Genomic DNA, 23,863 nt, shown 5'->3' with positions numbered 1-23,863 from the left:
ACATGCCCACCCTAAACTCCGCCTCTGACACTCAGGCGTCACCCGCACGATCGCCCCGCCGCTGCCGGGGCCGGGGCCGGAGCCGGAGCCGGAGCCGGAGCCGGCTGTACAGAGCCGGCAGCTGTCCCCGGCATGGCCCTGCCCATCCGAATCGTATGGAAGGACTGATGCGGGAAAAGCCGTCAGACGAGAGTCTTGCACACCGCCGGACCTTATATGAAGCCTGGTGAACAGGCTCAGATCGTCGCCCTTGCGAAGGTATGCTCATTCCCAGTCAAAAAGAACATCGCAGCGGGAGCGGCTGCGGTGGCGATCAATACCCAACGACCGCCCAACTGCAGTCGCAGTTCACGACCGCGCCTGCGGCCGTGAATGAGGATATTGGCATGCGCGCCGTGTGTACCTATGCTGTCGTCATGGCCAAATCGACGGTGCTGGCGCTGGGGGTACGGCGCACCCTCGAACAGATTCTGGCCGACCCGGACGGCGATTGGACCACGTACCGCCTGCGCCATCTCCCCACCGGCTCCGCAAGGGCCGCGGAGAAGGCCATGGAGGTGCTGCTCGAGTCGGGCGCGGCAACCGCGGAACCGACAGGCAGAACGCTGCCGGAGCACGATTTCGAGAGAAATTCCCCGCGCATCCTGGAATATCGGTACCGCCTTACCGAAGACGGCCCGTCTGCGATCGAACAAATCCTGGAGGTGTCGAGATCATATAGAGGGGTGATCGCAATGTTCTTTCTCGAAGGCGGAACCGTCGCAGGGCAAGAGCTGCGGCTCCTGCGAGCCAGGAACCAAGGCGCCCCGCGCATCCAGAAGCGTCGACGCCATGGGCGCAAAGAGGCCACCCCTTCGAGCGCGACGAAAATGTACGACTCCAACCGCCTCCGGCTGCTCAGACTCGGCGACCGTCTCCGCAAGCGCCAGTGACCCCCCTCGACGGGCTCATCTGCGCGAGTATGCTCTCACGCTGGCGTGGTTGCGCGACCGGTGCGACGCCGAGTGGCTCGGGGCCGAGAGAACTGATTCTCGCTGGGATCACCTCAGTGTCGCCATGGTCGGAGGCCTGGTCATGGCGTTCACGCCGCGTGAGGCATACATGCTCCTCACCGACCGGCAGCTGCTGTTCCTCGAGGCCGAACCGGCAGACCGGTGGGCCCGGCAAGCTCCTATTCGGCATACCGCGTCGAATATTCCACCCGACCGTGCTCAAGAGCGGGGCACGGCAAGGCGCGGCCGCAGGCCGATAATCGTTCCGTGCACATCGTCGAGATCCTGAGCGCAGCTGCCGACCTTGCCACCGAGGGCTTCACGACCGATGCGGGAATGACCGTGGGCGACGTCTGGCGCGCTCGACACGGGCGAATGGGAATTCGCGCTGGGCATGCTCGTTGACGTCAGCGACGAGCACCCGCAGCCGGCTCGCTTCTGGGAGCTCCTGGCCGAGGGCGCCGGTCTGCTGTACCGCGAACGAAACGTCGCCTGGTGCCACTGGCGGAGATACGAGTCCATCCACGGCATGATCCGGGCGGATCTTGTGCTCGACTCGCCGGAAACCGGAGGTCGCCGGTCGGCCGTTCCCGGCGCCGGCGAGCTGCGGCCGATGTGGGACATCGGCCGGCGGACCAGCGCTGGTGCGCCTGACCTGGCCATCGCACGCGTCTGGGTGGAGTTCGCGCATTCCATCGAACCTGGGCAGCAGGGCACGATCCGTCTGGCGCCGCTGACGCCCAGTCGGTGGCGACATCTGACGCCGGGCGACATGATCACGATGCACGAGATCGCGCCGGCGATCGGCATCGCCGAGATCATCAGCGTCCTGCCGCCTTTCGGCAGCGAGTGACACGCCGGATGTCCGAAGCGCGCGATCAGCTTCGCTCAGCCAGGTAGGCGTCCTCGGCTGCGTAGTCGAGGAAGGGCAGGAAGAACGGATCCTGCGGATCGGGCAGGATGCCCTCGGGATCGCCCGTGCGGCCGGCGTTGACGAGCCAGTCGACCTCGTCCGCGACGGTGGCGGCGTAGTCGCCGACGGGCACGTAGCTCAGCGCGACGCTCGCGGACGTGTCGAGTACGACAGGATGCTTTGAATCCCAGGGGGTGCGGCCCAGATCCACCGGGGCTCTCCCGTCGAGCAGCACCTCGTCCCAGGTGTGGCCGAGCCGCTTGGCGATGATGCGGGAGATCTCGAGCGCGCTCGGAGCGTCGGGGTCGGCGCTGTTGAGAATGCGGCTGCCCGGTTTGGCTGCCACGGTCTCGATCAGCGCCGCGATGTTCACGGCGGCCGTCGGATGGACGACTCCCGCGCCGGCGTCGCCGAGAAGCAGCACGCTTCGGCGGTCGAGTGCCCGCTTGACGAACACCCACTCCCGCGGCCGCTCGGAACCGACCCCGTGCACGCGCGACGGCCGCAGGACGCTGATCGGCAGGCCGCTTTCGAGGGCCACGAGTTCCGCGGCGACCTTGTTGGGGCCGTAGCCCTCGCGCGACTGGTAGTCCATGTCGCCGGGCGGCAGCGTGGGCTGGTCCTCGGAGATGGCGCCGGCGTAGTCGGGCGGGGTGTCGGAGTTGGCGTGGTTGCCCTTCGCGTCGACGTAGACGGCCTTGCTGGAGATCAGGGCGGTGGACGTCGCGTGGGCGGCCAGCGGAAGCAGCGTCCGCGCGTCGGCGGCGGTAAAGCAGACGCAGTCCACGAGCAGATCCACGCCCTCGCCGAGCGCCCGCTGGAGCGCCGCCGCATCCGCCCGGTCGGCCGCGACGAACCGCGCCCCGGCGTCGGCCAGGTCCGACGGCATGTGCGCGGGATCGCGCCCGGTCACGTCCACCTGCCAGCCGGCCTTCACGAGGTGGCGCGCGGTCGCGCGGCCGATCATTCCGGTTCCGCCGAGAATCAGTGCACGACGCATGGCGTCAGTCTAGAGCAGTGGGCCCATACCGCCCGAAAGGTACGGATTCCTCAGGCCTCCGGCAGCGGCTGCGCGATGGCGCATAGGGCAGGGGCAGGTTCGCTCGCCGATTTTGCTTCGCGCAAGCCGAGCGATCAGGTGCCTCAGTCCCACCAGAAGGACCAGGTGTCGCTGTAGACCTGCTGCTCGGCCAGCGCCGTGACGCTCCCAGCGCCTTGGAACACTGCGTCCGGACAGTATGCGACCTGCTCCAGCGCAACGGACGCGACCTCGCCCGGATCGGTCGGCGGGTTCGGTACCCACAGCTCGACAGTGTCGAAGGTGAGCGCCATCAACTCGGCTCCGTACCGGCGGTGCCACGTCTCCAGGACGGCCGAGTGCTCGGCGCCGGAGATCGCGAAGTTGACCGCACCCTCCCACCCCATCAGCTCCGGTATATCCCACCCTCCCACCGCTGCCGGGCACAGCCCGATCTGCCGTGTTGCTCGCGCCCAAGGCACACGGCTCACTGGACGCGGACGCAGGACGAGCTGCTCGCAACGCAGAGCGTCGCGCAGCACTTTGCGCTCCTCTTCGTCGCGGTCGTCGTCGTCCGGGCCGATCGTCTTCGCGAGCAAGGAGACGAACAGGTCATCCCGATCTTCCGGCGGCCGCCCCTCGGTTCGCACGTCGTCGAGCAGGTGTGCCCAGACTTCGGGTCGGGCGCGCTCGGCGGGAGGGTCGGCCAGGAACGGCCACAGGCCGGTGCGGTCGTGCGCGGCGCGTAGCGCTTGCCAGGTGAGGACGGCCTGCGCCGGGCCTACCGGCACCGACCGGACCTCGCGCCCGTCGGGCAAAGCACCCCTCACGGTGGCCGATGCGAGCAGGCCGTCCACGTCCACGCTCTCGATACCGGCAGCTTCGCCGGACGCCGCATCGGCGAACATCGCTCCGATGTTCTTCCAAGAGAAAGCGTCCTGCCAGCCCTCAAGCGACTCGATCCAAGCCGCGAGGATCGTGCCGACGGCCTCAGCGGACAAAGAGCGCGTCTGAAAGTGCTGATCCGGACTTCCGACGCGGTACTCAACCTGGTAGACGCCTTGGAGGGTGAGCATGACCTGCGCATAGCAGTCCTCATCGGCGGCACACGGCAGGACCAGGCAGTCACCGCGACGAAGCCGCCACACCGCCTCCCGCACCTGCTTCGCCGAGCTTATGCGCCCTGCCACCTGGTGTCCCGGATGAGGCCCAGTCACCATCACCAACCCCTTTCGGTATCGGCGTGAGGATAGCGTCGATCGGATGGCGGCCGACACGTCGGCCCGCATCGACGAGGCCTCCGCCGCTGCTTCAGGGTCCGGATGCACGTGGCGCGCCGGGTCACCCCGCCGCGCGACACGGTCGCGGCCGGGCGAGCCAGAGATCGACTACCGCGCGGTGTTCCTGGCCCTGCCGGCGATGGTCGGGCAGCCCGACACCATGGCGCTGCAGCGCTACGACGTCGAGTCGCCCGAGCCGCCGCACCGGTGGCGGCACCGGTTCTGGAGCCCCGGTGAACGTGCACTCAGAACGCCGGGTTCGGGACCTGCTGCGTCTCGCCGCCCTTGCCCACCGAGTTGTAGACGCCGAGCATGTAGTAGTCGTACTGGTTCGCGCAGTTGAAGGGCATCGTCTTCGAGCCGTCGGGCGGCAGCGGGCCGGTGCCGCCGCTGGTGCGCGGGTCGGAGTAGAAGGCGACGGTGGACTCGCCGAGGTAGACCTCAGTCGCGTTTTGGGTGCTCCAGGTGATCACGACCGTGCTCGTGCCGGACTGCGAGGTGCAGCCCGGGGTGGTGTAGGTGATCGACAGGACTGCGGGCAGCACGGTCGGGGCCGGGCTCGGCGTCCGGGACGCGGAGGCCCTGGGGGACGAATGCGTCGTCGCCGGAGCGGTGGTCCGCGACCCTCCCGATCCGCCGCCCGAGCCAGAGCCAGAACCCGAACCAGAGCCCGAACGGCTCGCGGTGGAGGCGGCCGTCGCAGTGTTCGCATTCCCGACCGGCAGCGATCCGGATGGGCTGATCGATGTGGTCACCGTGGTCGTGTTCTGCCCACTCGAGCCCGAGGACGTGCAGCCCGCCGCAGCCATTATCAGAACCAGGGCAGGCGCGATCGATGCGCCGATCTTTAGCGGTCGTCGGAGATACACAGTGGTCTCCCTCGCCTCGTGACCGACGAGTGGCCGAGCGGAAATCTGGCCCCCCGGCGGGATAGTAGCGCTGGGGAGGGGGCACGGCCATGCTCTGTACCACAGCTGGTCAGTGCTTGACCTTCGAGTCGGGTCGAGGGTTTAGCGTCGACGGCGTGGACAAGATGCGGATCTCAGAGTTGGCCGAGCGCTCCGGCGTGCCGGCGACGACGCTGCGCTTCTATGAGACGGCAGGCCTCGTCCCGGCGGAGCGATCGGCCGCGGGCTATCGGCTCTACGGCCGTGAGTCGCTCGAACGCCTGGAGTTCATCGGCGCGGCCAAGCACCTCGGGCTCCCACTCGAGGAGATAGCGGAAACGCTCGACGTCTGGGAGAGGGGCGCCTGCGCGGAGGTGAAGGCGGATCTGCGCCCGCGGCTGGCACGATCGCTGGCCGAAGCGGAGCAGCGGCGGGCAGAAGTAGACAGGTTCATCAGTGAGCTGCGGCGGGCGTCGGCGCACCTCGACGCGCTGCCGGAGCGTTCAGAACGTTGCGATACCGCGTGCGGATTCCCCGCGGACCGTACTGCCTTGGCCGTCAGCGGCCTCGCTGCGGAGGACGCGCCTGAGGCGCCGGTGGCCTGCGCCCTCAACCGTGCGGAACTCGAGGAGCGGACCGCGCGCTAGAAGCAGCTGCTCGCGGACGGCCGCCGGCGGGAAATAGATCAGGGCCTTGAGGTGACCGTGCCGGCCGCTCGGGCCGGGGACCTGGCGGCGCTGTGCGTGGCCGAGCAGGAGTGCTGCCCGTTCTTCACCTTCGTTCTGCACTTGGACGGGCCGATGGTCCACCTCGAGGTGCGCGCCCCTCAACAGGCGCGCGAGCTGGTCGATCAGCTGACCGCGTAAGCGCCGAAGGATGTGACACACGACATAGCCCCCCGTGACCCGTGAGCTGTCACACCGCACCCCGCGAAATCCGACCTCTTGGTGAGACGGCGCGGGCAGCGTCGTACGGAGTGCAGCAGAGCGAGGGGCGACGTTGATGATCACAATATTCGGGGCGAACGGGGCTACCGGACGGCTGACGGTGCAGCGGGCGCTCGCGGCCGGCCACGAGGTGGTCGCGGTGACGCGGCGGCCGGAGCAGTTCCCGATCCGCGACAGCCGGCTGACGGTCTTCGCTGCCGACGTCGCCGACGAAGGCGCGACCGCGCGGGCGGTCGAGGGCGCTGACGCCGTGCTCTCCAGCATCGGCGTCCCGTTCGCCCGCGCTCCGATCACCGTGTACAGCACGGCCGCAGCGACGATCCTCGCCGGGATGCTGCGGCACGGGGTCAAGCGGCTGGCCGTGGTCAGCTCGACCGCGGTCGAGCCGCATCCGCACAGCGAGGGCGGGTTCCTACTCAACCGGGTGATGCAGCCGATGATCACTAAAACCATCGGCAAGAGCACCTACGCAGACATGCGGGCGATGGAGCGCATCGTGGCCGACAGCAACGTGGACTGGACGATCATCCGGTCCGCCGGGCTCTTCGACGCGGACGACGTCTCGGCGTACGAGGTGAGCGACGGGCCGCTCGAGGGGGTCTTCACCAGCCGCGCGGATCTGGCCGATCTGCTGGTCCGCCAGGTCGGCGAGGACCGGTTCGCCGGCCGTACGGTCGAGGTGACCACCAGTCAGGGCGCGCCTACACTGCTGCAGGTGATCAAGCGCGAGGCCTTCGGCCGTGACTGACCCCGCGCCCAGCAGCGCAACTGGCAGCGCGCCCGGCAGCCCAGCCGAGAGCACAGCCGGTTCCGCCTGGTACGCCGAGCAGTTCGAACGCCAGCGGCCGCGGCTGCGCGCCGTCGCCTACCGGATGCTCGGCTCGCTCGCCGACGCGGACGACGCTGTGCAGGAGGCGTGGCTGCGGCTGGGCCGCGCCGACGGCTCGGCGATCGCGGACCTGTCCGGCTGGCTGATCACCGTCGTCGGCCGGGTCTGCGTCGACATGCTGCGGACCGACCGGGCCCGGCGCGAGGACCTGCACGGCAGCTGGCTGCCCGAGCCGGTGATCAGCGCGGCCGACTCCCCCGACCCGGAGCAGGAGATCCTGCTGGCCGACTCGGTCGGGCTCGCGCTGCTGGTGGTGCTGCACAGTCTGCGCCCGGCCGAACGGCTGGCGTTCGTGCTGCACGACATGTTCGGCGTGCCGTTCGAGGAGATCGCCCCGATCGTGGAGAAGACCCCGGCGGCCACGCGGCAGCTGGCCAGCCGGGCTCGGCGGCGGGTGCACGGCAGCGAGACCCGGCCGGACGCCGACGTGCCGACGCAACGTCGGATCGCGGAGGCGTTCCTGGCCGCGGCCCGCGGCGGCGACGTGACGTCGCTACTGGAGCTGCTCGACCCGGACGTACGGCTGCGCATCGACACCGGACCGGGCAACTGGCTTACTCCACCCCTGGTCCTCGGCGCGCGCGAGGTCGCCGAGCACGCCGCCGTGCAGGGCCCGCGCTTCGCCCACCTGTGGAAGCCGGCGCTGGTCAACGGCGCCGCCGGCATGGTCGCACACGGCCGGGGCGGCTTCGTGGCCGTAGCGGGCCTCACCGTCGTGCACGAGCGGATCTGCGAGATCGACCTCATCCTCGACCCGGAGAAACTCACCGGCGTGAAGGTCGAGGAAATCGAGGACGTCAAGCACGTCGTGAGCACCGAGAACGCCGAGGACGCCGCCGGCTGAGCCCGGGCGCATGGACGCGGCGTATCCGGGCAACCGGCGGGCCGCGGCCGGGGCCGGACGGCCTGGGGCGCGACCGACTATCGAACGCGCGTAAGGATCGGGATCGTCATGACGCTCTCAGACAGCCTGCCCGAGTTCGACGCCGTGGTCTTCGACCTCGTCGGCACGCTTGTCGACGAGGTCGGCACCGTCACCGGCGCGGTCCACGACGCGCTCGCCGATGCCGGCATCGACGAGGTCCGTTCCACCCGGGCTGCCGAAGCGTGGATCGAGGCCTTCCACGCGGCCACCAGGCGGATCGCGAGTGGTGAGGAGGAATGGATGCCGGCGGAGCAGCTGCGCCGAACTCTGCTCGAGGAGGTCCTGCTGGCCGAAGGGATCGGGCTCACCGCGGAGGCCTTCGACGCCCTGGCGAGCACCGGCCGACGGCTTGCCGCCTGGCCGGACGCCGCCGAGCAGCTGAGCGAACTGGCGGAGCTGACGACCGTCAGCACCCTGACCAACGCGAGCACCTGCCAGGTCGCCGAGATCTCCAGCCGGCACGGCCTGCGTTGGCACGCCACGCTGTCCGCGGCGCTGGCCCGCACCTACAAGCCGGCCCCCGCCGTCTACGCCCTGGCCATCGAGCAGCTCGACCTCGACCCGGGCCGCACCCTGTTCGTCGCGGCGCACCCGTGGGACCTGCGCGGTGCCGCGGCGAGCGGCTTTCACACCGGCTACCTGGCCCGCCCGCACGCGGACGCCCCCGAGGACGAGGACGAATTCGACGTCCATCTCAATTCATTGAACGAACTCGTCGAAGCACTCCGGTAGGCAGGCAGCCATAGGCAGCCGAGACGTTATATCCGACTCATATATAAGACGCTGTTTGAACTAACCGAGGTCAAATCCCGAAGATGCAGGGTGGGTCTGCGCGAATCGCCGCGGAACCGCTCCTAGCGTTACGTGCGCCGAGATCCGATCCAGATCCCAGGAGGAACTCATGCACTCGGTCATGCGCATCGGGGCGGTCGCCGCGGCGGCTCTCACCGCGGCGAGCATCTGCGCGGGAGCCGCGTCGGCCGCCACACGCGGCAGCGACGCCGCGCGCCGCGGCATCGGCCAGGTCGTCTTCGTACAGACCGACGCCACCACCGGCAACCAGGTCGTCGTCTACCGCCGCGCCGACGACGGACGGCTGACGCGGCTGGCGGTCTACGCCACCGGCGGACGCGGCGGCGTGCTCGACGGGTCCGTGGTCGACCACCTCGCCTCTCAGGGCTCGCTCACCTACGACGCCCGGCACAAGCTGCTCTACGCCGTGAACGCGGGCAGCGACACCGTCTCGGTCTTCGCCGTGAACGGAAGCCTGCTGAGGCTGCGCCAGATCGTGGCCTCCCACGGCGAGTTCCCGGTGAGTGTCGCCGTGCACGACGACGCGGTCTACGTCCTCAACGCTCTCGGCGGCGGCTCGATCCAGGGGTATACGGTCGCCGGCGGCTACCTGCGGGCGCAGCGGACCTGGAACCGGCCGCTCGGGCTGGACCCGAACGCCACACCGCAGTTCACGAACACGCCTGGCCAGGTCGGATTCGCCGACCATGGTCACGACCTGGTCGTGACGACCAAGGCCAACGGGAACAATGTGGACGTCTTCCCGCTGCGCGGCGACGGCGCGCCCGCGCGCAAGCCCGTGGTCAACAACATGCCGGGCGCGGTGCCGTTCTCATTCGTCACCGACGAGCGCACCGGGTTCCTGTACCTGACCGAGGCCGGGCCCAACGCCGTGGTCTCGTTCACCGTCCACGAGGACGGCAAACTCACGCGGCAGCGCACTGCCTCCACCGGTGGCACGGCCACGTGCTGGATCACCGAGTCCGACGGCACGCTCTACGCGTCCAACGCCGGCAGTTCCACCGTCACCGTTCTGCACGCCGGCGTGGACGGCACGATGCAAAGGGTCGGCACCACGCCGACCGATCCGGGCGCGGTCGATTCGGCCGCCTCCAGCGACGGCCGCTTCCTCTACGTCCAGACCGGCGCGAACGGGATCCTCGACGAGTTCGCGATCCGCCCTGGCGGCGGTCTTACTCGGATCGGAGCTCAGACAGTGCCGAACGCCGTCGGCGGAGAAGGCATCGTGGCCGGGTAGCCCCGACACGGGCGAGAAACATGACGACAGTGGCCGGCCGGGTTCACACCCGGCCGGCCACCTTTCTGCGCGATCGACTACGGCACCGGCACGCTGGCCGAGCCGAGGCATGTGTTCGCCGGGGTGAGCGAGCCGAGCGGCTGCGCGGCACTCTCGTTCGGGATCGTCCCGACCATGGCGTAGTGCGCGAACTGCTCGGAGAGCGCCTGGTTCGCGGCGTCCGTGCTCAGGTCGGCGGCCTCGAAGCCACCGCTGACAGCGGTCCGCTTCGGCACCGAGAAGAAGCCGAAGGGCGTGTGGCCGATGGCCTCGTTGGCCGGGTTCGCCCATCCGCAGGCGTTGTGGAACAGCGCGTTGCTCGCCGCCACGCCGACCGTGATCACCAGGGCCGAGCCGCTCGAGGCGTCGGTCCACGCGGTCGCGAAGTCGCCGGTCAGGTTGCTCGCGGGCAGGGCGAGCTGCTGCGCCTCGGCCTGCGCGATCGCCATGCTCGCGGTGTCCGCGGCGTAGAGCACCACCGGGGTGGCCAGCGCGGAGCCGTTGCTGACCAGCAGATACGTCTGCGTGCTCGGCTTCCCGTTCACGGTCACCGCGATCGGCACGTCATACCGCCCGGTGGCGAGCGACGCGGCGGCCGAGACGGTGAGCGAGATGGACGCCTGTCCGCCTCCGGACACGATCGCGATGCCCGACGAGGGCGAGACGGTGACGCCGGCGGGCGGCTGGACCTGCCAGTGAATCGTCGAGAGCTTCGCGCCGGCCTGGATCTTCAGCTGGGTCCGGCCCTTCACGCCCGGCGTCACGGCGACCTGCGCCGGTTCGTCGGTCACGGTGGGCTGCCCGGTGACCGCCGCGCTCGGGATTCCGGCGACGTCGGCGTCGACGATGTCACTGTCGAGCTCGAGCGTCACCCCGCCCCAGGTCTCGTTGTGGTCGCCGTAGTACTGGTGCATGATCGCGTTCGGCCAGTCGGTGGCCGGCGCGTACGGGTTGACCAGGACCGGGTTGTCGTTCCAGTCGGCGAACCACACGTCGTCCGGGCTCGTGTATGCGCTGTTCGTGTACTGCGAAGCGAGATCGGCGATGCCCGTCGCCGCGCTCGAGTACACCCCGGAAAGGTAGCCGGCCGCATGCAGGCCCGCCGTCCAGGCACCCTCGAACGCCAGAGTCGCCTGGCTGCACGCGGTGTTTGAGTTGGGGTAGCTCTCCATGTCGTAGTAGATCGGCGTGCCCTGGCCGTAGCCGAACTGCTGGGCCGCCGCCACCGCGCTCGCCGCCTCGGCCGTGCCCTGCGCCACGGCGTTGGCCGGGTCGATCACCGTCGTGTTCGTCAGCTGCGTGCACGAAGCCTGCGGGCCCACCCAGATCGGGATGAACTGCCAGCCCTCGGCCGCGACCTGGCTGACCCAGTCGGCGGTGAAGTCCCCGTAGGAGCAGGCCCAGTTCGCGCCGCCCAGATAGGTGCTGATGATCCGGTAGGGCGAAGAGAGCCAGGAGCTCATGGTCGCGGCCGACGGCACCGCGCACGTGTCGATCCCGAGACCCTGCGCGTGCTCCCCGGACAGCCCCGTCGCCGTCGACGTCGTGGCGGCCTTCGTGGCCGTGCCGGCCGCCTTGGCGGAGGTGGCCGCCTTCGGCGTGACGACGGCCGGAGCCTTGGCGGCGGTCTTGGCCGTCATCCGCGCGCCCGAGAGGATCGAGCGGATCTGCGCCTCACCGGATCCGTAGGTCGCGGTGACCTGCACGCCCGGCCCCGGAGCGGTGAACCGCACCGCGTGGCCGGTCGTCTCCGTGGCGGTCAGCGCGCCCGAGAAGGACGCGGTGTCCGAGCCGAGCTCCCTCGTTCCGGCCGGGACGGAAGAGCCTTCCGGCTGGATCAGCAGCGCCTCGGTGTGCCCGTAGGCACGCGGCGGGCACTGCTCGTCGGCTCCGGGCGTGCCCAGATAGACAGCGTGCTGATCGAAGAGCACACAACGGCTCGGGTCTGCCGTGAGATCGTAGACCGGCCAGGAGGCCGGAACCTGGATCTCATAGCCGTGATAGTCGATGGTTTGGATTGCCGCGCCCGATGAAGCTGCTGATGCGGGGGTGACGAGCCCGCATCCGAGCAGCGCCACGACAGCGCCCCCAAGAGTGAGTTTACGTAACACTGGTTGACCGTACCAATGGCCACTTCGGCCGGACAAGGCTTCGCAGAACCCCGCGATGTGTTATCGCAGAGCACAGCAAACGCCGCGCCCCGGCGCCGGCGTTCGAATACCGAACGAACGTGTACCAGTACTCGTACACGGAGTCGGCACGGCCCCGACCCCGACCCCGACCCCGACCCCGACGGCCACTCCCGCTCCCGCTACGCCGTGACGCTGCCGCCCTCCGCGGAGCCTTCGTGGCGCCGATAGTGCCGCGCGGCGCGAGCCCGGTTGCTGCACGAGGGCTTGCAGTACTCCTGCCGACCGTGGTCCTTGAGGAAGTACCGCACGCAGCGCGGCGCGTTGCACGCGGCGAGACGGCCGCTGTCGGCGTCTGCCAGGAACAGCATCGCTTCGCGCGCCAGAAGCGCCGTCAGCCGGTCCACCGGATCAACGGACTCGTCCGTGAAGCGCAGGCTCGGCTCGCCTTCGACGGGCCACTCGAGGCTCAGGGCCGTCTGCACGCGCGCCGCCGCACAGTTGAGGGCCGCGAGCGCGTCCGCCGCGTTCGGCAGACGACCGGCATCCGCGCGGCTTGGCGGGGCGGGCGCGACGACGCGGGCGAAAAGCGCGCGGGCGGCCGTGCGCACGGCGAGGACTTCACTCAGCGCTCGTTCGCTCTCCACGAGACCCGGCTCGATGCGCTGCGGGCTCAGCAGCTCATCCTGCGCGCGGATCCATCCGGCCAGGTCGGCCGGGGTGAGCAGGTCGTCGGCGACGCCTCCGTTGCCGTCGTGCCGAATCGTGCCCGCCAGCTCCAGCGCCAGCCACCGCCGCATCCCGATCTCCCACTCACCACAGCCGAGGACGTGTTCGTACTTGATCCCACCACAACGCCTGCCGTAGGGTCACCTAACGGCAAATCAATTTTAGCCGTTAGTAGCCGCGCGCGGCCTACGAAGGGGGACGACATGACGCTGCTCGCCCACATCAGTGATCTTCATCTCGACGGCACGCCCCGCGCGACGGAGCGCCTCGAGCGCGCCGCCGCCTATCTGCGGTCCCTGCCGACCCCGCCCGACGCGCTCCTGGTCACCGGCGACATCGCCGACCGCGGCAACCCGGCCGCCTACCGGGAAGCCGGCAAGCTGCTCGACGCGCCCTACCCCGTGCTCTTCTGCCCGGGCAATCACGACGCCCGCGGCGTGCTCCGAGCGGAGTTGCTCGGCGAGACGGAGGACGGCCGACACGACAGGCCGGTCAACACCGCTCGCCGTATCAATGATCTGACCATCCTGATGTGCGACTCCACCATCCCGGGCCGGGAGGACGGACGTCTCGACGAGGCCACCACGGCCTGGATCGAGGACACCCTCGCAGACCCCGAACACACCGGGCCCGCGCTGCTGGCCATGCACCACCCGCCCGTTCCGGTCGGCCATCCCCTGCCGGACTCGGTGCCCCTGACCAACCCCGACACCCTCGCCGAGCTTTTGCACCGGCATCCGCAGATCATCGCCGTGCTCACCGGCCACGCCCACACGGCCGCCGCGTCCAGCTTCGCCTCCCGGCCCGTCCTGCTCGCCCCCGCCGTCACCTGGACCCTCGTCGTCCCGCCGCGGCCTGAGCAGATCGCCGACCGCGAGGCGCCCGTGGGCATCGCGCTGCATCTCGTCGACGACGGCCGGATCATCACCCACTTCCGAACCGTGGAAAGCATCGTCGCAAGCGCCGCGGCAAGCGGAGAGTAGAGGCACCACGTGCGGCCTTCACTCATCCTCGCGTTCCTCGCCGCCGTCTTCCCGCTGGTCGCCACGCCGGGCGCCAGCCTCACACTGGTCGTCCGAGAGGTCACCGCGCGCGGCCGCGGCCGTGCGCTGCCGATCATCCTCGGCACCGTCACCGGCCTCTACGTCCACGCCACACTGGCCATCGCCGGCCTTTCCGCGCTGGTCATGCACTCCAGCACGGACTTCGAGATCGTCCGGCTGCTCGGAGCCGCCTACCTGATCGGACTCGGCGTGCACTGCTGGCGCACCGTCCCCACTCCCCCGGGCGACGGCACGCCGGCCGAGCGCGAACCGCGCGGCGCAGTCGCCTCGTACGGCCAGGCCGTACTCGCGAACGTGCTGAACCCGAAGGCCGCGTCCATCTTCCTGACCCTCGTCCCGCAGTTCCTCGACGTCCACCACGAACTCGCGCCGCAGATCCTGACCCTGGCGACCGCTCAGGGCCTGCTCGTCGCCGCCTGGCTGACGGGCTGGACGGTCGTCCTGTCCGGGGCGAACCGCTTCCTGGCATCGGCACGCGCGAAGGGGAGGTGGAAGCGCATCACCGGCTGCGTACTCATCGGCCTCGGCTTGCGCAGCGCGCTCGCCTGAGACCGGATTGAACCGACAGCGCCTCCGCCACGTCAGCACCTCGTGGGAACGGGTCTGCGGCCCGATCCTTCACTTCAGCTTGAGGCGGTAGAAGGTTCCTAGGCACGGCTGGGATCCGCGCCCCGACGAGATCCGGAGGCACGCGGTGCCGGCTTTGGTGTTGATCGGCTTCCTCGGCGGCGTGATCACGGGTATCTCCCCGTGCGTGCTGCCGGTGTTGCCGGTGGTCTTCCTGTCCGGATCCGGCGGCGCGGCGACCGCGTCGGGGACAGCCGGCGCGTCGGGCGCATCGGGCACGGGCGGGAACAAGGCAGGAGGGACCAAAGCGGCCCGCGAACGCGCCCGGCTGGAGCGCATGCGCAAGCTGCGCCGGGACCGACTGCGCCCCTATCTGATCGTCGCCGGTCTGGCGCTGAGCTTCAGCCTGATAACCCTGCTGGGCACCCTCGTGCTCAGTGTCCTGCCGCTGCCCAAGGACATCATCCGCTGGGCCGGCCTCGTCGTCCTCGTCCTGCTCGGCATCGGGATGCTCTTCCCGCGCGTGGAGGCGCTCCTCGAGCGCCCGTTCGCGCGGATCCCCCAGCTGCGGGTGACCGGCGACCACGGCGGCTTCGTCCTCGGACTCGCGCTCGGCGCCGTGTACGTCCCGTGCGCCGGACCGGTACTCGCCGCGATCACGGTCGCCGGCGCCACCGGGAAGATCGGCGCGCATACGATCGCACTGACCCTCGCCTTCGGCCTGGGCACCACGCTTCCGCTGCTCTTCTTCGCCCTCGCCGGCCGGCGCATCGCCGAGCGGGTACGGGCGTTCCGCGACCGGCAGCGCAAGGTGCGGGCGCTGGCCGGAGTGATGGTCGTCGCGCTCGCCGTGGCTTTGACCTTCAACGTCACCGACGCCCTGCAACGCGCCATCCCGGACTACACCAACACGCTGAACACGGCGTTGGACCACGCCGGAGCCGGGCTGATCAGCTCGGGCCAGTCCCAGGACCTGCAGGCCTGCGCGGAGGAAGCCGCCGCCACGCTGCAGAACTGCGGCACCCAGCCCAAGATCGACGGGATCCAGCAGTGGCTGAACACCCCCGGCGACGCGGCGCTGACCCCGGCGCAGCTCAAGGGCAAGGTCGTCCTCGTCGACTTCTGGGCCTACTCGTGCATCAACTGCCAGCGCGCGATCACGCACGTCGAGGCCTGGTATCAGAACTATGCCGCCGACGGCCTGGTCGTGATCGGCGTGCACACGCCCGAGTACGCCTTCGAGCACGTCGCGTCGAACGTGCAGGCCGGCGTGGCCCGGCTGCACATCACCTACCCGGTCGCGCTGGACAACAACTACACGACCTGGAACGACTTCGGCAATGAATCCTGGCCGGCGGAATACCTCGTGGACTCGACCGGCGAGGTCCGCCACGTGTCGATCGGCGAAGGCGACTACTCGCAGACCGAGTCACTGATCCGGCAGCTGCTCACCGCCGCGCACCCCACGGTCGCGCTCCCCGCCGCGACGGATGTGCGCGACACCACCCCCACCAATCAGAATCAGACCCCGGAGACGTACCTGGGCGCCGAGCGCGCGGACAGCTTCGCCGGCAGCTCGGCCGGCTCGCTGACCGACGGCACGAGCAAGTACAGCTATCCGCCTTCGCTGCCCACCAGCGCGTTCGCGCTCACCGGCAACTGGAATGTGGCCGACGAGTCGATCACCTCGGGCGCCGGCGCCGGCATCGAGCTGAACTTCGACGCGGACTACGTCTACCTGGACGTCGGCGGCACCGGCACCGTCACCGCCACTGTCGACGGCAAGACCACTGTCTACAACGTCTCCGGCGCGCCGGACATCTACACCGTGGTCGGCGGTAGCACCCCGCAGTCCGGCACGCTCACCCTCACCCTGTCACCCGGGCTGAGCGCCTACTCCTTCACCTTCGGCTGAGGCTGAGGCGAGGACAGCCGGTAGCGCAGGAACAGGACCGAGGCCTGGCGGCGCAGACCGACCAGGTCGGCGGTCTCCCGGCGGCCCGGGAGCAGCTCGAGGTCTGCGATCAGCCCGGCGCGCGGGATCCGGTCGCGGCCGGCGAGGACGGGTGCGATGGTGAGGAACAGCTCGTCGAGCAGGCCCCGGTCCACCAGTCGGCCGATCAGGCGGGGTCCGGCCTCGGTGAGGACGACGGCGTGTCCGCGCGCGCGGACGGCCTGCATGAGCACGGCCGGGTCGATCGTCGGCGAGTCGCCGAGGGCCAGGATCGTGCACGTTCCGGGTATGCGTCCGGCCAGGCGGCGGGCTCCGGCTTCGGTGGTGGCGATCACGGCTCCCGCCTCGAGGGCGGGGTGGTCGGCGGGCAGATCGCCGCGCGCGGTGGCTATCACGAGCTCGGGCTGCGCGGACAGTCCGCGAGAAGCGCGGAGCGCGGCGAACTCGGGTGCTGCCGCACGGTAGACGTGCTCGGGGGTCCAATGGTGTGTCGGAGTGGCGCGAAGAGTGCCGGCGCCGATCAGGACTGCGCTCGCGAAGGCGCGTAGCAGACCCATGACGAACCGGTCGGCGGGCTCCCGGCCGCTGATTGCCGATCCGGATGAGGGGTGCTCCGGCCCGAGCGCGGCCACACCGTCGATCGAGGCGACGAAGTTCGCGTAAAGACACGGCGAGGGCAGATCCAAACCGCCGCCGTAGAGCGCGTGGAGGCCTGCGGGCAGGGGCCGGCCGGCTATGTCCGGGTGCTCGTAGAGGATCTCCAGTGGCCGGGTGGAGGTGCCCGGCCCGGCCAGCTTGAGCTCAGTATCGGGCACGGCCCGGTCCCGACGGAGCTTGCAGGTGCTGGAAGAACTCGGCGCGCAGGCTGGGGTCTTCGGCGTAGGCGCCGCGCCAGGTCGAGGTGCGGGTGCTGGAGTCGAGTTCGCGCACTCCGCGCATCTGGGTGCACAGATGCACCGCCTCGATGTGGATGGCGACGCCGTGCGGGGCCAGGATGTGCTCGAGTGCGTCGGCGATCTGCTCGCCGAGTCGTTCCTGGACCGTGAGGCGGTGGGCGAACAGGCGCACGAGGCGGGTGAGTTTGGACAGGCCCAGAATACGCTCGTGCGCGATGTACCCGAGGTAGGCGGTGCCGTGGAACGGCAGCGCGTGGTGTTCGCACAGGGAGTAGAACGGGATCGGGCCTTCGACGATCTGGCTCAGGCGGGAAGCCGAACCGCTGTGGCATTCGGTCGGGAACGTGGTGACCAGCTTCTCGTCACCCTCGTAGCCGCTGGTCGCGTCGTAGAGCGCGCGCAGGAATCGGCGCGGCGTGTCCTCGGTGCCCGGGGTGCCCGGCGGCATGCCGAGCGCCGTGAATATCTCGAGCAGGTTCGCTTCGTAGCGCTCCCACTGTTCGGGGTCGATCTGCCGCTGGTGCACGCCGGGCCAGGCGGCGTCCTCGTCGTCGGGGCGCGGCAGGGCTTTGCCGTTGACCAGAGCCGTCAGCTGCGGAGCTTTCACCGTGAGAAGCCGCCTTTCCGTCGGGATGCGCCGTCGTGTCAGGATGCGCTGAGGGTGTCCAGCGGTACGTCCGGGTCGGCGAGTCTGCCCTTGTCGACGACGTCACCGGAACGCACCAGTCGCTGGATCTGCTTGTTCACGTTCCAGATGTTGACGTTCATGCCGGCCTTGACGCGTCCTCGGTCGAGCCAGAACGCGACGAACTTACGGGCACTCAGGTCCCCGCGTACCACGACTTCATCGTATCCGCCGGGCTCGATATGTCCGGAGTACTCCATGCCGAGGTCGTACTGGTCGGTGAAGAAGTACGGCACGTGATCGTAGGCGACGTCCTCGCCGAGCATGGCCTGCGCAGCAGCCTTCGACTGTCGGCGGGCATTGTCCCAGTGCTCGACCCGGATGTGCTTGCCCAGCAAGGGATGGAAGGCGTTCGCTACGTCGCCGGCCGCGAAGATGTGCGGGTCCGATGTACGCAAGGACGCATCGACGACGACGCCGTTGTCGACTACGAGCCCGGCCGCTTCGGCCAGCTCGACGTTGGGGACGGCGCCGACGCCGACGATCACCGCGTCAGCCTCGATACGCGTACCGTCGGCCAGCAGCACCCCGCTCGCCCGACCGCCCTCGCCCAGGATCTCAGCGACCTGCACGCCCGTGCGCAGGTCCACGCCGTGCTCACGGTGCAGGTCGGCGAACACGCGCGCGATCTCGGGGCCGAGGACGCGCCCGAGCGGCAGCGCGTCCATCTCCACCACGGTCGCCTCGACTCCGGCCTCACGGGCCGCGGCCGCGACTTCCAGCCCGATCCAACCGCCACCGACCAGCACGACCCGCGAGGCGGTCTGGAACAGGTGCCGGAGCTGTTCGCAGTCTGCGACGTGGCGCAGGTAATACACGCCTTCGACGTCCGCGCCGGGGACGGAGAGGCGACGCGGCCGGGCGCCGGTGGTCAGGAGCAGTTCGCCGTAGGCGAGGCGACGGCCGCCGGCCAGGACGACGGCGCCGCGCTCGCGGTCGATCGCTTCGACGGCGCTGCCGAGCAGCAGATCGACGCGCTGCTCCCGGTACCACTCCGGGTCGTGCACGAACATCTTCCCGCGTTCTTGAGTGCCCATCAGGTACTGCTTGGACAGCGGCGGCCGCTCGTAGGGCGGCTCACTCTCGTCGCCGATCAGCGTGATCGCGCCGGCGTAGCCGGCCTCCCGCAGGGCTTCGGCCGCCTTCACGCCCGCGAGACTCGCTCCGATGATCACGATGGGTTCGGTTGCCGCCATGAGCGTCGTTCCCTCCACACTGCGTCGTGCTGCGCGTCGGCCTCTGCGTTCGACTAAAAAGTATTGGCCTTATTCCTAGGCGGCGTCAAGGCCATGGATCGTTCCCGCGACAGATTGTTTTGGAGAACGCTCATGCGCGTTACTGTGGAGCGCATGGCGGATGTGTCCAAGTTCGACTCCCCTTCCACCGCGCGCGACTACGCCGCGGCCCGGCCGCAGTACCCTGCCGAGCTCTTCGAGACCCTCGACAGGCTCCTCGGGGCCGTGCGCCTCGACGGGGCCCTGGTGTTCGATGTGGCCGCCGGCACCGGCATCGCCTCGCGCCAACTGGCCGAGCGCGGGGCGCACGTCGTCGCCCTCGAACTCTCCGCGGCCATGCTGGCCAAGCTCGCCGCCGGCTCGCCCGGCGTCCGCGCCGTCCAGGGCAGTGCGCATGCGCTCCCGTTCGCCGACGGCAGCGCGGACATAGTCACGTGCGCGCAGGCCTGGCACTGGATGGATAAGGCGCGGGCAGTCGCCGAGGCTCGACGTGTCCTGCGACCGGGCGGACTGCTCGCGATTTGGTGGAACCAGACGGTCTACGAGGCGGATTGGGAGCGTGCGCACGCCGAGCGCATCGCCGAAGCCGCCCCCGGCTGGCGCCGCTTCTCCGAGACCGAGATCACCGAGGACTACGGCCAGACCCCCGGGCTCAGCCCGCAGACCCTCACGTTCGCCTGGCAGCGCACGATCGACTTGGAGACGTACCTGCGCTACGTGGCGTCCCGGTCGTACATCGCACAGCTCGGCGACGCCATGCCAGACTTCATCGCCCGGGAGCGTCGGCTGCTGGCAGATCAGTTCCCGGACGGGCTCGTCACCGAGCGCTTCCACACGATTCTGCTCGCCGCCTCGTCGTGAACACGCGGGCGCCAAATGCGCCCTCTCGGTGCTCCAGCATGATCGACTTCCGGTACCCGCACGTGTCGGCCCGCTCCCAGGCCGGCCCGGAGAGTCGAGACAACGCCAGGAGCTCCCACCGACATGCTCGCCTCGCTCGGGAACCGACAGCCGCTCGAGCTCCAGCCGCTCACCACCTCGCGGTACCGGGTGTGGGTGCCACGCCGCCCGCTTGATCCGCGCGGATCTTTCATCCACTAGCAATGATTGGCAAAGTCCTCATCGGCATATTGCAGAAAACCCCTCGGGTGATTACGTTCCACGGTGCACCGCGACCCACAGCCAGTGCCCTGCGAAGGAGCCCGAGGTGTCCCATCACATCCGATCTTTACGGCGCGCCGCGGCCGTAGCCGGTGTCGCCGGCTTACTGGGGGCGGGCGGCGTGGCCCTCGCCGCCCCCGCCACCGCCGCGTCCTCTCCGGTGACGCCGATCTGGTCGACCCAGCTCGACTTCGACAACAACGGCACCGCTTGGAGCGAGGCGAGCTTCGCCGCGCTCAAGGCGGACGGCCTCAACAGCGCCGAACTGAACATGCCGTGGGGCACCCTCGAGCCCTCCGTCGGCACGTTCAACTTCACCGAGATCGACCAGGAACTCGCGAACGCGGCCGCAGCGGGGATCCAGCTGGTCCCGATCTTCTGGCAATCGGGCTGGGGCGGCTCTCCCGCGCCCTGGATCACCGACTTCGAGACCACCAGCAGCGGGACGCAGGGCCCTGCCCCCGCCTGGTGGGACGCCACCGAGCAGTCCGAGTACTTCACCTACGTGACCGACACCGTCCAGCACATCGCGAACGAGGCCGGCTACGGCGGCTCGATCCTCGACTACGGATTCCTCGACGCGCAGTGGGACGTCAACGGTGGCGCGGGCGGCTGGGCGGCCGCGGACGTCGCCGAGTTCCGCAACACGTACCTGCCCGCGACCTACGGCACGATCGCCGCCTTCAACACGGACTACGGCACGTCCTACTCGTCCTTCAGCCAGGTCCCTTCGGCCGCGCCCGGGCAGTCGCTCGCGGCGGTCTACCAGGCTTTCCGCGCCTGGAGCGTGCAGACCACGTACGACCAGCTCACCGCCGATGTCCGGAACGTGACCGCGAGCACGCCGCTGTACTACTACTTCGGCGGCCACCTGGCGAACGCGCCCGCATACGCGAACAACCCGGACACCTTCTTCGCGCTGGCCAAGAAGTACAACGTCGCAGTCATCGACGACGCGGCGCAGTCTCCCGGCCTGACCCTCACCCTCGGCTCCCTGGCCCGCGCGTACGGGGTGAAGCTGGCGCAGGAGTGGACCGCGCCGAGCGACAGCAGCCAGCTCGCGGCGCAGGCGGTGCAGTGGCTCTCCAGCTACGCCATGGGTCTGCCGAACGGCGCCGGCGAGGACTTCTTCATCCACGACGGCACCCAGAAGGACACCGTCGGCTTCCCGGTCTACCTCAACTGGGTCTCGACACTGCGGGGGCTGTCCGGCTCGTACCCGCAGCAGCCGGCCGCGGTCTACATCGACGTCTCGCAGGGCTACGGCGGATCGCCGGGCGGCAACCTGAACAACGTCGAGGACGAGATCACGAATCTGTGGCAGAACTATCAGTCCGGCTTCGCGGTCGTCACCAGCCAGGAAGTCGCGAACGGCGCGGTGAGTCTGTCGCAGTTCACCGCGGTGCTTCCGCTCAACGGCGTGGACGCGAACCTGACCGCGTATCAGTCGGGCGGCGGCAAGGTGCTCACCCAGGAGGGCCAGCTGGCCGCTTATGCCCCCGCGTACGCGCTGCTGGCCAACGCGGGCGTGCTGCAGACCATCCCGACCGTCGCGAGCAGCCACACCAGTGCGACGATCACACTGGCCGACATCACCTCCGGCACCGCGTACAACAGCCCGATCGCGATCAACCCGACCGGGCTCGAGCTCAACTCCGGCAGCTACCACCTGGTGAACGCGGCGACCGGCGCGGCTGTACCGCAGACGGTCCAGTCCAGCGGGCTGATCTGCGCGTCGGCGAACATCGCCGCGGCCTCACTCACCCTCTGGAACGTGGTGGCCGGCGCCGCACCGGCGGGAACTGCGTCGGCGAGTTGCCCGGCCTCTAAGACCGGTGCCACCAACGTGACCGCGACGCCCGGATCCTCCAGCGGCGGCCTGCAGTTCCTGGGCGTCGGCCAGACCAATCAGGGCGCTGACGGCAACCTGACCCAGCTCACCCAGAGCGGCACGGCGGCGGTGGAGACCTGGACGCTCGCGCAGAGCGGCTCCTCGGACGCGAACGTCTACCTGCAGCTCGACCCGTTCAGCGCGGTGGCCACCGCCTCGACGGTGAATATGCAGGTCACCTACTGGGCGTCGGCCGGGCAGGGCTTCGCGGTGCAGTACGACACGCCGACCAACGCCTACCAGTCCGGCCCGTCCGTCTCCAGCCCGGGCACCGGCACCTGGGCCACGGCGAACGTGCAGCTGACCGGGGCTCAGTTCGACGAGGCCCAGAACATGGGCGCCGATCTGCGCTTGCAGGTCACCGCGCCGAGCCAGCCGCTGATCGTCAGCAACGTGACGATGTCGACGACGAGCTCCGGCGGCGGCACCGCCACGTTGAGCGCGTCGCCGACCTCGCTCGCGTTCGGCAGCGAGAGCGTCGGCGCGACCACGGCCGCGCAGACCGTAACCCTGACCAACACCGGTAGCGCCACGGCGACGATCTCGTCTGTCGCCGCGTCCGGCCCGTTCGCCGCGACGAACACCTGCGGCGGCGCGCTCGCTGCCGGCGCGTCCTGCGCGGCGAATGTCACCTTCACGCCGACCGCGGCCGGCTCGGCTTCCGGAACGCTTACCGTCGCCAGCAACGCGACGAACGCCTCGCTGACGGTCGCTCTATCGGGCACCGGAACCAGCAGCGGCGGCACGTCCGTCAACCTCGCCCTCAATGCGCCGATCAGCGCCAGCAGCTCCACGCAGAACTACGCGCCGGGCAACGCAGACGACGGAAATACGAGCACGTACTGGGAGAGCACCAACGGCGCCTGGCCCTCGACTCTGACCGTGAACCTCGGCGCGAGCGACGCGCTGAACCACGTCGTGCTCGACCTGCCGCCGTCATCCGCCTGGCAAACCAGGACCCAGACGCTCTCGATCCTGGGCAGCACCAACAACAGCACCTGGACGACGATCGTCGCCTCGGCGACCTACACCTTCAACCCCAGCACGGGAAACACGGTCACCATCAACCTGCCGTCCGGCACGTCCGATCAGTACGTGCGGCTGAACTTCACGGCCAACAGCGTACAGAACGGCGCGCAGGTCTCGGAGTTCCAGGTGTGGGGCATCGCCGCCGATTCGGGGGGCCCGAAGCCTGATTTGGCGCTGAACCGGCCGATCAGCGCGAGCAGCTCGACCCAGAACTACGCGCCCGCCAACGCAGACGACGGAAATACGAGCACGTACTGGGAGAGCACCAACGGCGCCTGGCCCTCGACCCTGACCGTGGACCTGGGCAGCAGCCAAGCGATCGGCGCCGTCGTGCTCAACCTGCCGCCGTCGTCCGCCTGGCAAACCAGAACCCAGACACTCTCGATCCTGGGCAGTACCGACGACAGCACGTGGACGACGCTCGTCTCCTCGGCGGCGTACACCTTCAACCCCAGCAGCGGCAACACCGTCACGATCACGGTGCCGTCGGGCACCAGCGAGCGCTACGTGCAGCTGAACTTCACGGCCAACAGCGTGCAGAACGGCGCGCAGGTCTCGGAATTCTCCCTCTACGCCCCCTGAC

Annotated in this window: 23 protein-coding genes; 15 read left to right on the top strand and 8 right to left on the bottom strand. The window is 69.6% G+C overall.

The genetic code is table 11. The features are described from left to right. Positions 1-416 precede the first annotated feature (416 nt). The 3 genes from ACTRO_RS01470 (at position 417) to ACTRO_RS48495 (ending at position 1,845) form a co-directional block, all read left to right on the top strand. Positions 417-932, top strand: coding sequence for a hypothetical protein (locus ACTRO_RS01470; RefSeq protein ID WP_157435636.1), 516 nt, complete (start codon positions 417-419; stop codon positions 930-932). 327 nt (positions 933-1,259) lie between these two features. Further along, a complete protein-coding gene (locus tag ACTRO_RS48500) occupies positions 1,260-1,397 on the top strand; it encodes a hypothetical protein (RefSeq protein WP_211244038.1) in 138 nt (45 codons plus the stop codon). Between the two features lie 124 nt (positions 1,398-1,521). Beyond that, positions 1,522-1,845 carry a hypothetical protein gene (locus tag ACTRO_RS48495; RefSeq protein ID WP_211244037.1) on the top strand — a complete coding sequence of 108 codons (324 nt, stop codon included), beginning with the start codon at positions 1,522-1,524 and terminating at the stop codon, positions 1,843-1,845. A gap of 25 nt (positions 1,846-1,870) precedes the next feature. On the opposite strand, the gene ACTRO_RS01460 is transcribed toward ACTRO_RS48495, so the two are convergent. The 3 genes from ACTRO_RS01460 to ACTRO_RS01450 form a co-directional block, all read right to left on the bottom strand. Next, positions 1,871-2,905: an NAD-dependent epimerase/dehydratase family protein gene (locus ACTRO_RS01460; RefSeq protein ID WP_034260634.1), complete on the bottom strand. Its 1,035-nt coding sequence runs from the start codon at positions 2,903-2,905 to the stop codon at positions 1,871-1,873. Between the two features lie 143 nt (positions 2,906-3,048). Continuing rightward, positions 3,049-4,113, bottom strand: a complete 1,065-nt coding sequence (locus ACTRO_RS01455) for a DUF4253 domain-containing protein (protein WP_169739788.1) — start codon at positions 4,111-4,113, stop codon at positions 3,049-3,051. Between the two features lie 335 nt (positions 4,114-4,448). Then, a complete protein-coding gene (locus ACTRO_RS01450) occupies positions 4,449-4,748 on the bottom strand; it encodes a hypothetical protein (RefSeq protein ID WP_034260630.1) in 300 nt (99 codons plus the stop codon). A gap of 67 nt (positions 4,749-4,815) precedes the next feature. Between ACTRO_RS01450 and ACTRO_RS01445 the strand changes: the two genes are divergently transcribed. The 7 genes from ACTRO_RS01445 (at position 4,816) to ACTRO_RS01420 (ending at position 9,901) form a co-directional block, all read left to right on the top strand. After that, on the top strand, positions 4,816-5,094 hold the full coding sequence (locus ACTRO_RS01445) for a hypothetical protein (RefSeq protein WP_157435635.1): 279 nt from the start codon (positions 4,816-4,818) through the stop codon (positions 5,092-5,094). Positions 5,095-5,236: 142 nt separating this feature from the next. Next, a complete protein-coding gene (locus ACTRO_RS01440) occupies positions 5,237-5,737 on the top strand; it encodes a MerR family transcriptional regulator (protein WP_245594650.1) in 501 nt (166 codons plus the stop codon). A gap of 51 nt (positions 5,738-5,788) precedes the next feature. Continuing rightward, positions 5,789-5,956: a hypothetical protein gene (locus ACTRO_RS48490; RefSeq protein ID WP_211244035.1), complete on the top strand. Its 168-nt coding sequence runs from the start codon at positions 5,789-5,791 to the stop codon at positions 5,954-5,956. A gap of 133 nt (positions 5,957-6,089) precedes the next feature. Then, a complete protein-coding gene (locus ACTRO_RS01435; RefSeq protein WP_034260626.1) occupies positions 6,090-6,785 on the top strand; it encodes an NAD(P)H-binding protein in 696 nt (231 codons plus the stop codon). Further along, a complete protein-coding gene (sigJ, locus tag ACTRO_RS01430; RefSeq protein ID WP_084315876.1) occupies positions 6,778-7,770 on the top strand; it encodes an RNA polymerase sigma factor SigJ in 993 nt (330 codons plus the stop codon). The genes ACTRO_RS01435 and sigJ overlap by 8 nt, the downstream gene beginning before the upstream one ends. Before the next feature lie 108 nt (positions 7,771-7,878). After that, positions 7,879-8,583, top strand: a complete 705-nt coding sequence (locus tag ACTRO_RS01425; protein WP_034260624.1) for a haloacid dehalogenase type II — start codon at positions 7,879-7,881, stop codon at positions 8,581-8,583. 169 nt (positions 8,584-8,752) lie between these two features. Beyond that, entirely contained in the window at positions 8,753-9,901 is a 1,149-nt protein-coding gene (locus ACTRO_RS01420) for a lactonase family protein (RefSeq protein ID WP_034260622.1), read from the top strand. 77 nt (positions 9,902-9,978) lie between these two features. Here ACTRO_RS01420 and ACTRO_RS42530 read toward each other — a convergent pair whose 3' ends face one another. Both ACTRO_RS42530 and ACTRO_RS01410 read right to left on the bottom strand, forming a co-directional pair. Next, positions 9,979-12,018, bottom strand: a complete 2,040-nt coding sequence (locus tag ACTRO_RS42530; protein ID WP_157435634.1) for a DUF1906 domain-containing protein — start codon at positions 12,016-12,018, stop codon at positions 9,979-9,981. A gap of 233 nt (positions 12,019-12,251) precedes the next feature. Next, positions 12,252-12,869 carry an ABATE domain-containing protein gene (locus tag ACTRO_RS01410; RefSeq protein WP_034260620.1) on the bottom strand — a complete coding sequence of 206 codons (618 nt, stop codon included), beginning with the start codon at positions 12,867-12,869 and terminating at the stop codon, positions 12,252-12,254. Between the two features lie 132 nt (positions 12,870-13,001). On the opposite strand from ACTRO_RS01410, the gene ACTRO_RS01405 reads away from it, so the two are divergent. From ACTRO_RS01405 to ACTRO_RS01395, 3 genes are all read left to right on the top strand, one after another. Continuing rightward, positions 13,002-13,781 (top strand): metallophosphoesterase, encoded by a 780-nt coding sequence (locus ACTRO_RS01405; protein ID WP_051450127.1) that lies wholly within the window; start codon positions 13,002-13,004, stop codon positions 13,779-13,781. Positions 13,782-13,790: 9 nt separating this feature from the next. After that, positions 13,791-14,411 (top strand): LysE family translocator, encoded by a 621-nt coding sequence (locus ACTRO_RS01400; protein WP_034260617.1) that lies wholly within the window; start codon positions 13,791-13,793, stop codon positions 14,409-14,411. Between the two features lie 145 nt (positions 14,412-14,556). Further along, a complete protein-coding gene (locus ACTRO_RS01395) occupies positions 14,557-16,344 on the top strand; it encodes a cytochrome c biogenesis protein CcdA (RefSeq protein WP_157435633.1) in 1,788 nt (595 codons plus the stop codon). Here the strand turns inward: ACTRO_RS01395 and ACTRO_RS01390 are convergent. The 3 genes from ACTRO_RS01390 to ACTRO_RS01380 are packed head-to-tail and all read right to left on the bottom strand — an operon-like array spanning position 16,323 to position 19,160. Continuing rightward, complete coding sequence (locus ACTRO_RS01390) at positions 16,323-17,198, bottom strand: dihydrofolate reductase family protein (protein ID WP_051450126.1); 876 nt, start codon at positions 17,196-17,198, stop codon at positions 16,323-16,325. The two genes, ACTRO_RS01395 and ACTRO_RS01390, sit on opposite strands and share 22 nt — an antisense overlap. Beyond that, positions 17,185-17,886 (bottom strand): GTP cyclohydrolase I, encoded by a 702-nt coding sequence (folE, locus tag ACTRO_RS01385; protein WP_051450125.1) that lies wholly within the window; start codon positions 17,884-17,886, stop codon positions 17,185-17,187. Before folE ends, ACTRO_RS01390 begins: the two co-directional genes overlap by 14 nt. Before the next feature lie 38 nt (positions 17,887-17,924). Beyond that, on the bottom strand, positions 17,925-19,160 hold the full coding sequence (locus ACTRO_RS01380) for an NAD(P)/FAD-dependent oxidoreductase (protein ID WP_034260613.1): 1,236 nt from the start codon (positions 19,158-19,160) through the stop codon (positions 17,925-17,927). A gap of 153 nt (positions 19,161-19,313) precedes the next feature. Here ACTRO_RS01380 and ACTRO_RS01375 point away from each other — a divergent pair, with 153 nt between their 5' ends. Beyond that, a complete protein-coding gene (locus ACTRO_RS01375; protein WP_034260611.1) occupies positions 19,314-20,060 on the top strand; it encodes a class I SAM-dependent methyltransferase in 747 nt (248 codons plus the stop codon). Positions 20,061-20,406: 346 nt separating this feature from the next. Further along, positions 20,407-23,862: a discoidin domain-containing protein gene (locus ACTRO_RS42525; protein ID WP_084315874.1), complete on the top strand. Its 3,456-nt coding sequence runs from the start codon at positions 20,407-20,409 to the stop codon at positions 23,860-23,862. The last annotated feature ends 1 nt before the right edge of the window (position 23,863 follow it).

Origin of the sequence: Actinospica robiniae DSM 44927 (genome assembly GCF_000504285.1) — a bacterium.
Lineage (GTDB): Bacteria > Actinomycetota > Actinomycetes > Streptomycetales > Catenulisporaceae > Actinospica > Actinospica robiniae.
Note: the sequence above shows the minus strand (reverse complement) of the source record. Positions and strands in the feature narration are given on the sequence as shown.

Bases quoted from the DNA above. Each gene is read 5' to 3' on its own strand.
- ACTRO_RS01470 (WP_157435636.1), top strand. From the start codon at position 417: ATGGCCAAATCGACGGTGCTGGCGCTGGGGGTACGGCGCACCCTCGAA.
- ACTRO_RS48495 (WP_211244037.1), top strand. From the start codon at position 1,522: ATGATCCGGGCGGATCTTGTGCTCGACTCGCCGGAAACCGGAGGTCGC.
- ACTRO_RS01460 (WP_034260634.1), bottom strand. From the start codon at position 2,905: ATGCGTCGTGCACTGATTCTCGGCGGAACCGGAATGATCGGCCGCGCG.
- ACTRO_RS01440 (WP_245594650.1), top strand. From the start codon at position 5,237: ATGCGGATCTCAGAGTTGGCCGAGCGCTCCGGCGTGCCGGCGACGACG.
- ACTRO_RS01425 (WP_034260624.1), top strand. From the start codon at position 7,879: ATGACGCTCTCAGACAGCCTGCCCGAGTTCGACGCCGTGGTCTTCGAC.
- ACTRO_RS01420 (WP_034260622.1), top strand. From the start codon at position 8,753: ATGCACTCGGTCATGCGCATCGGGGCGGTCGCCGCGGCGGCTCTCACC.
- ACTRO_RS01410 (WP_034260620.1), bottom strand. From the start codon at position 12,869: ATGCGGCGGTGGCTGGCGCTGGAGCTGGCGGGCACGATTCGGCACGAC.
- ACTRO_RS01405 (WP_051450127.1), top strand. From the start codon at position 13,002: ATGACGCTGCTCGCCCACATCAGTGATCTTCATCTCGACGGCACGCCC.
- ACTRO_RS01380 (WP_034260613.1), bottom strand. From the start codon at position 19,160: ATGGCGGCAACCGAACCCATCGTGATCATCGGAGCGAGTCTCGCGGGC.
- ACTRO_RS01375 (WP_034260611.1), top strand. From the start codon at position 19,314: ATGGCGGATGTGTCCAAGTTCGACTCCCCTTCCACCGCGCGCGACTAC.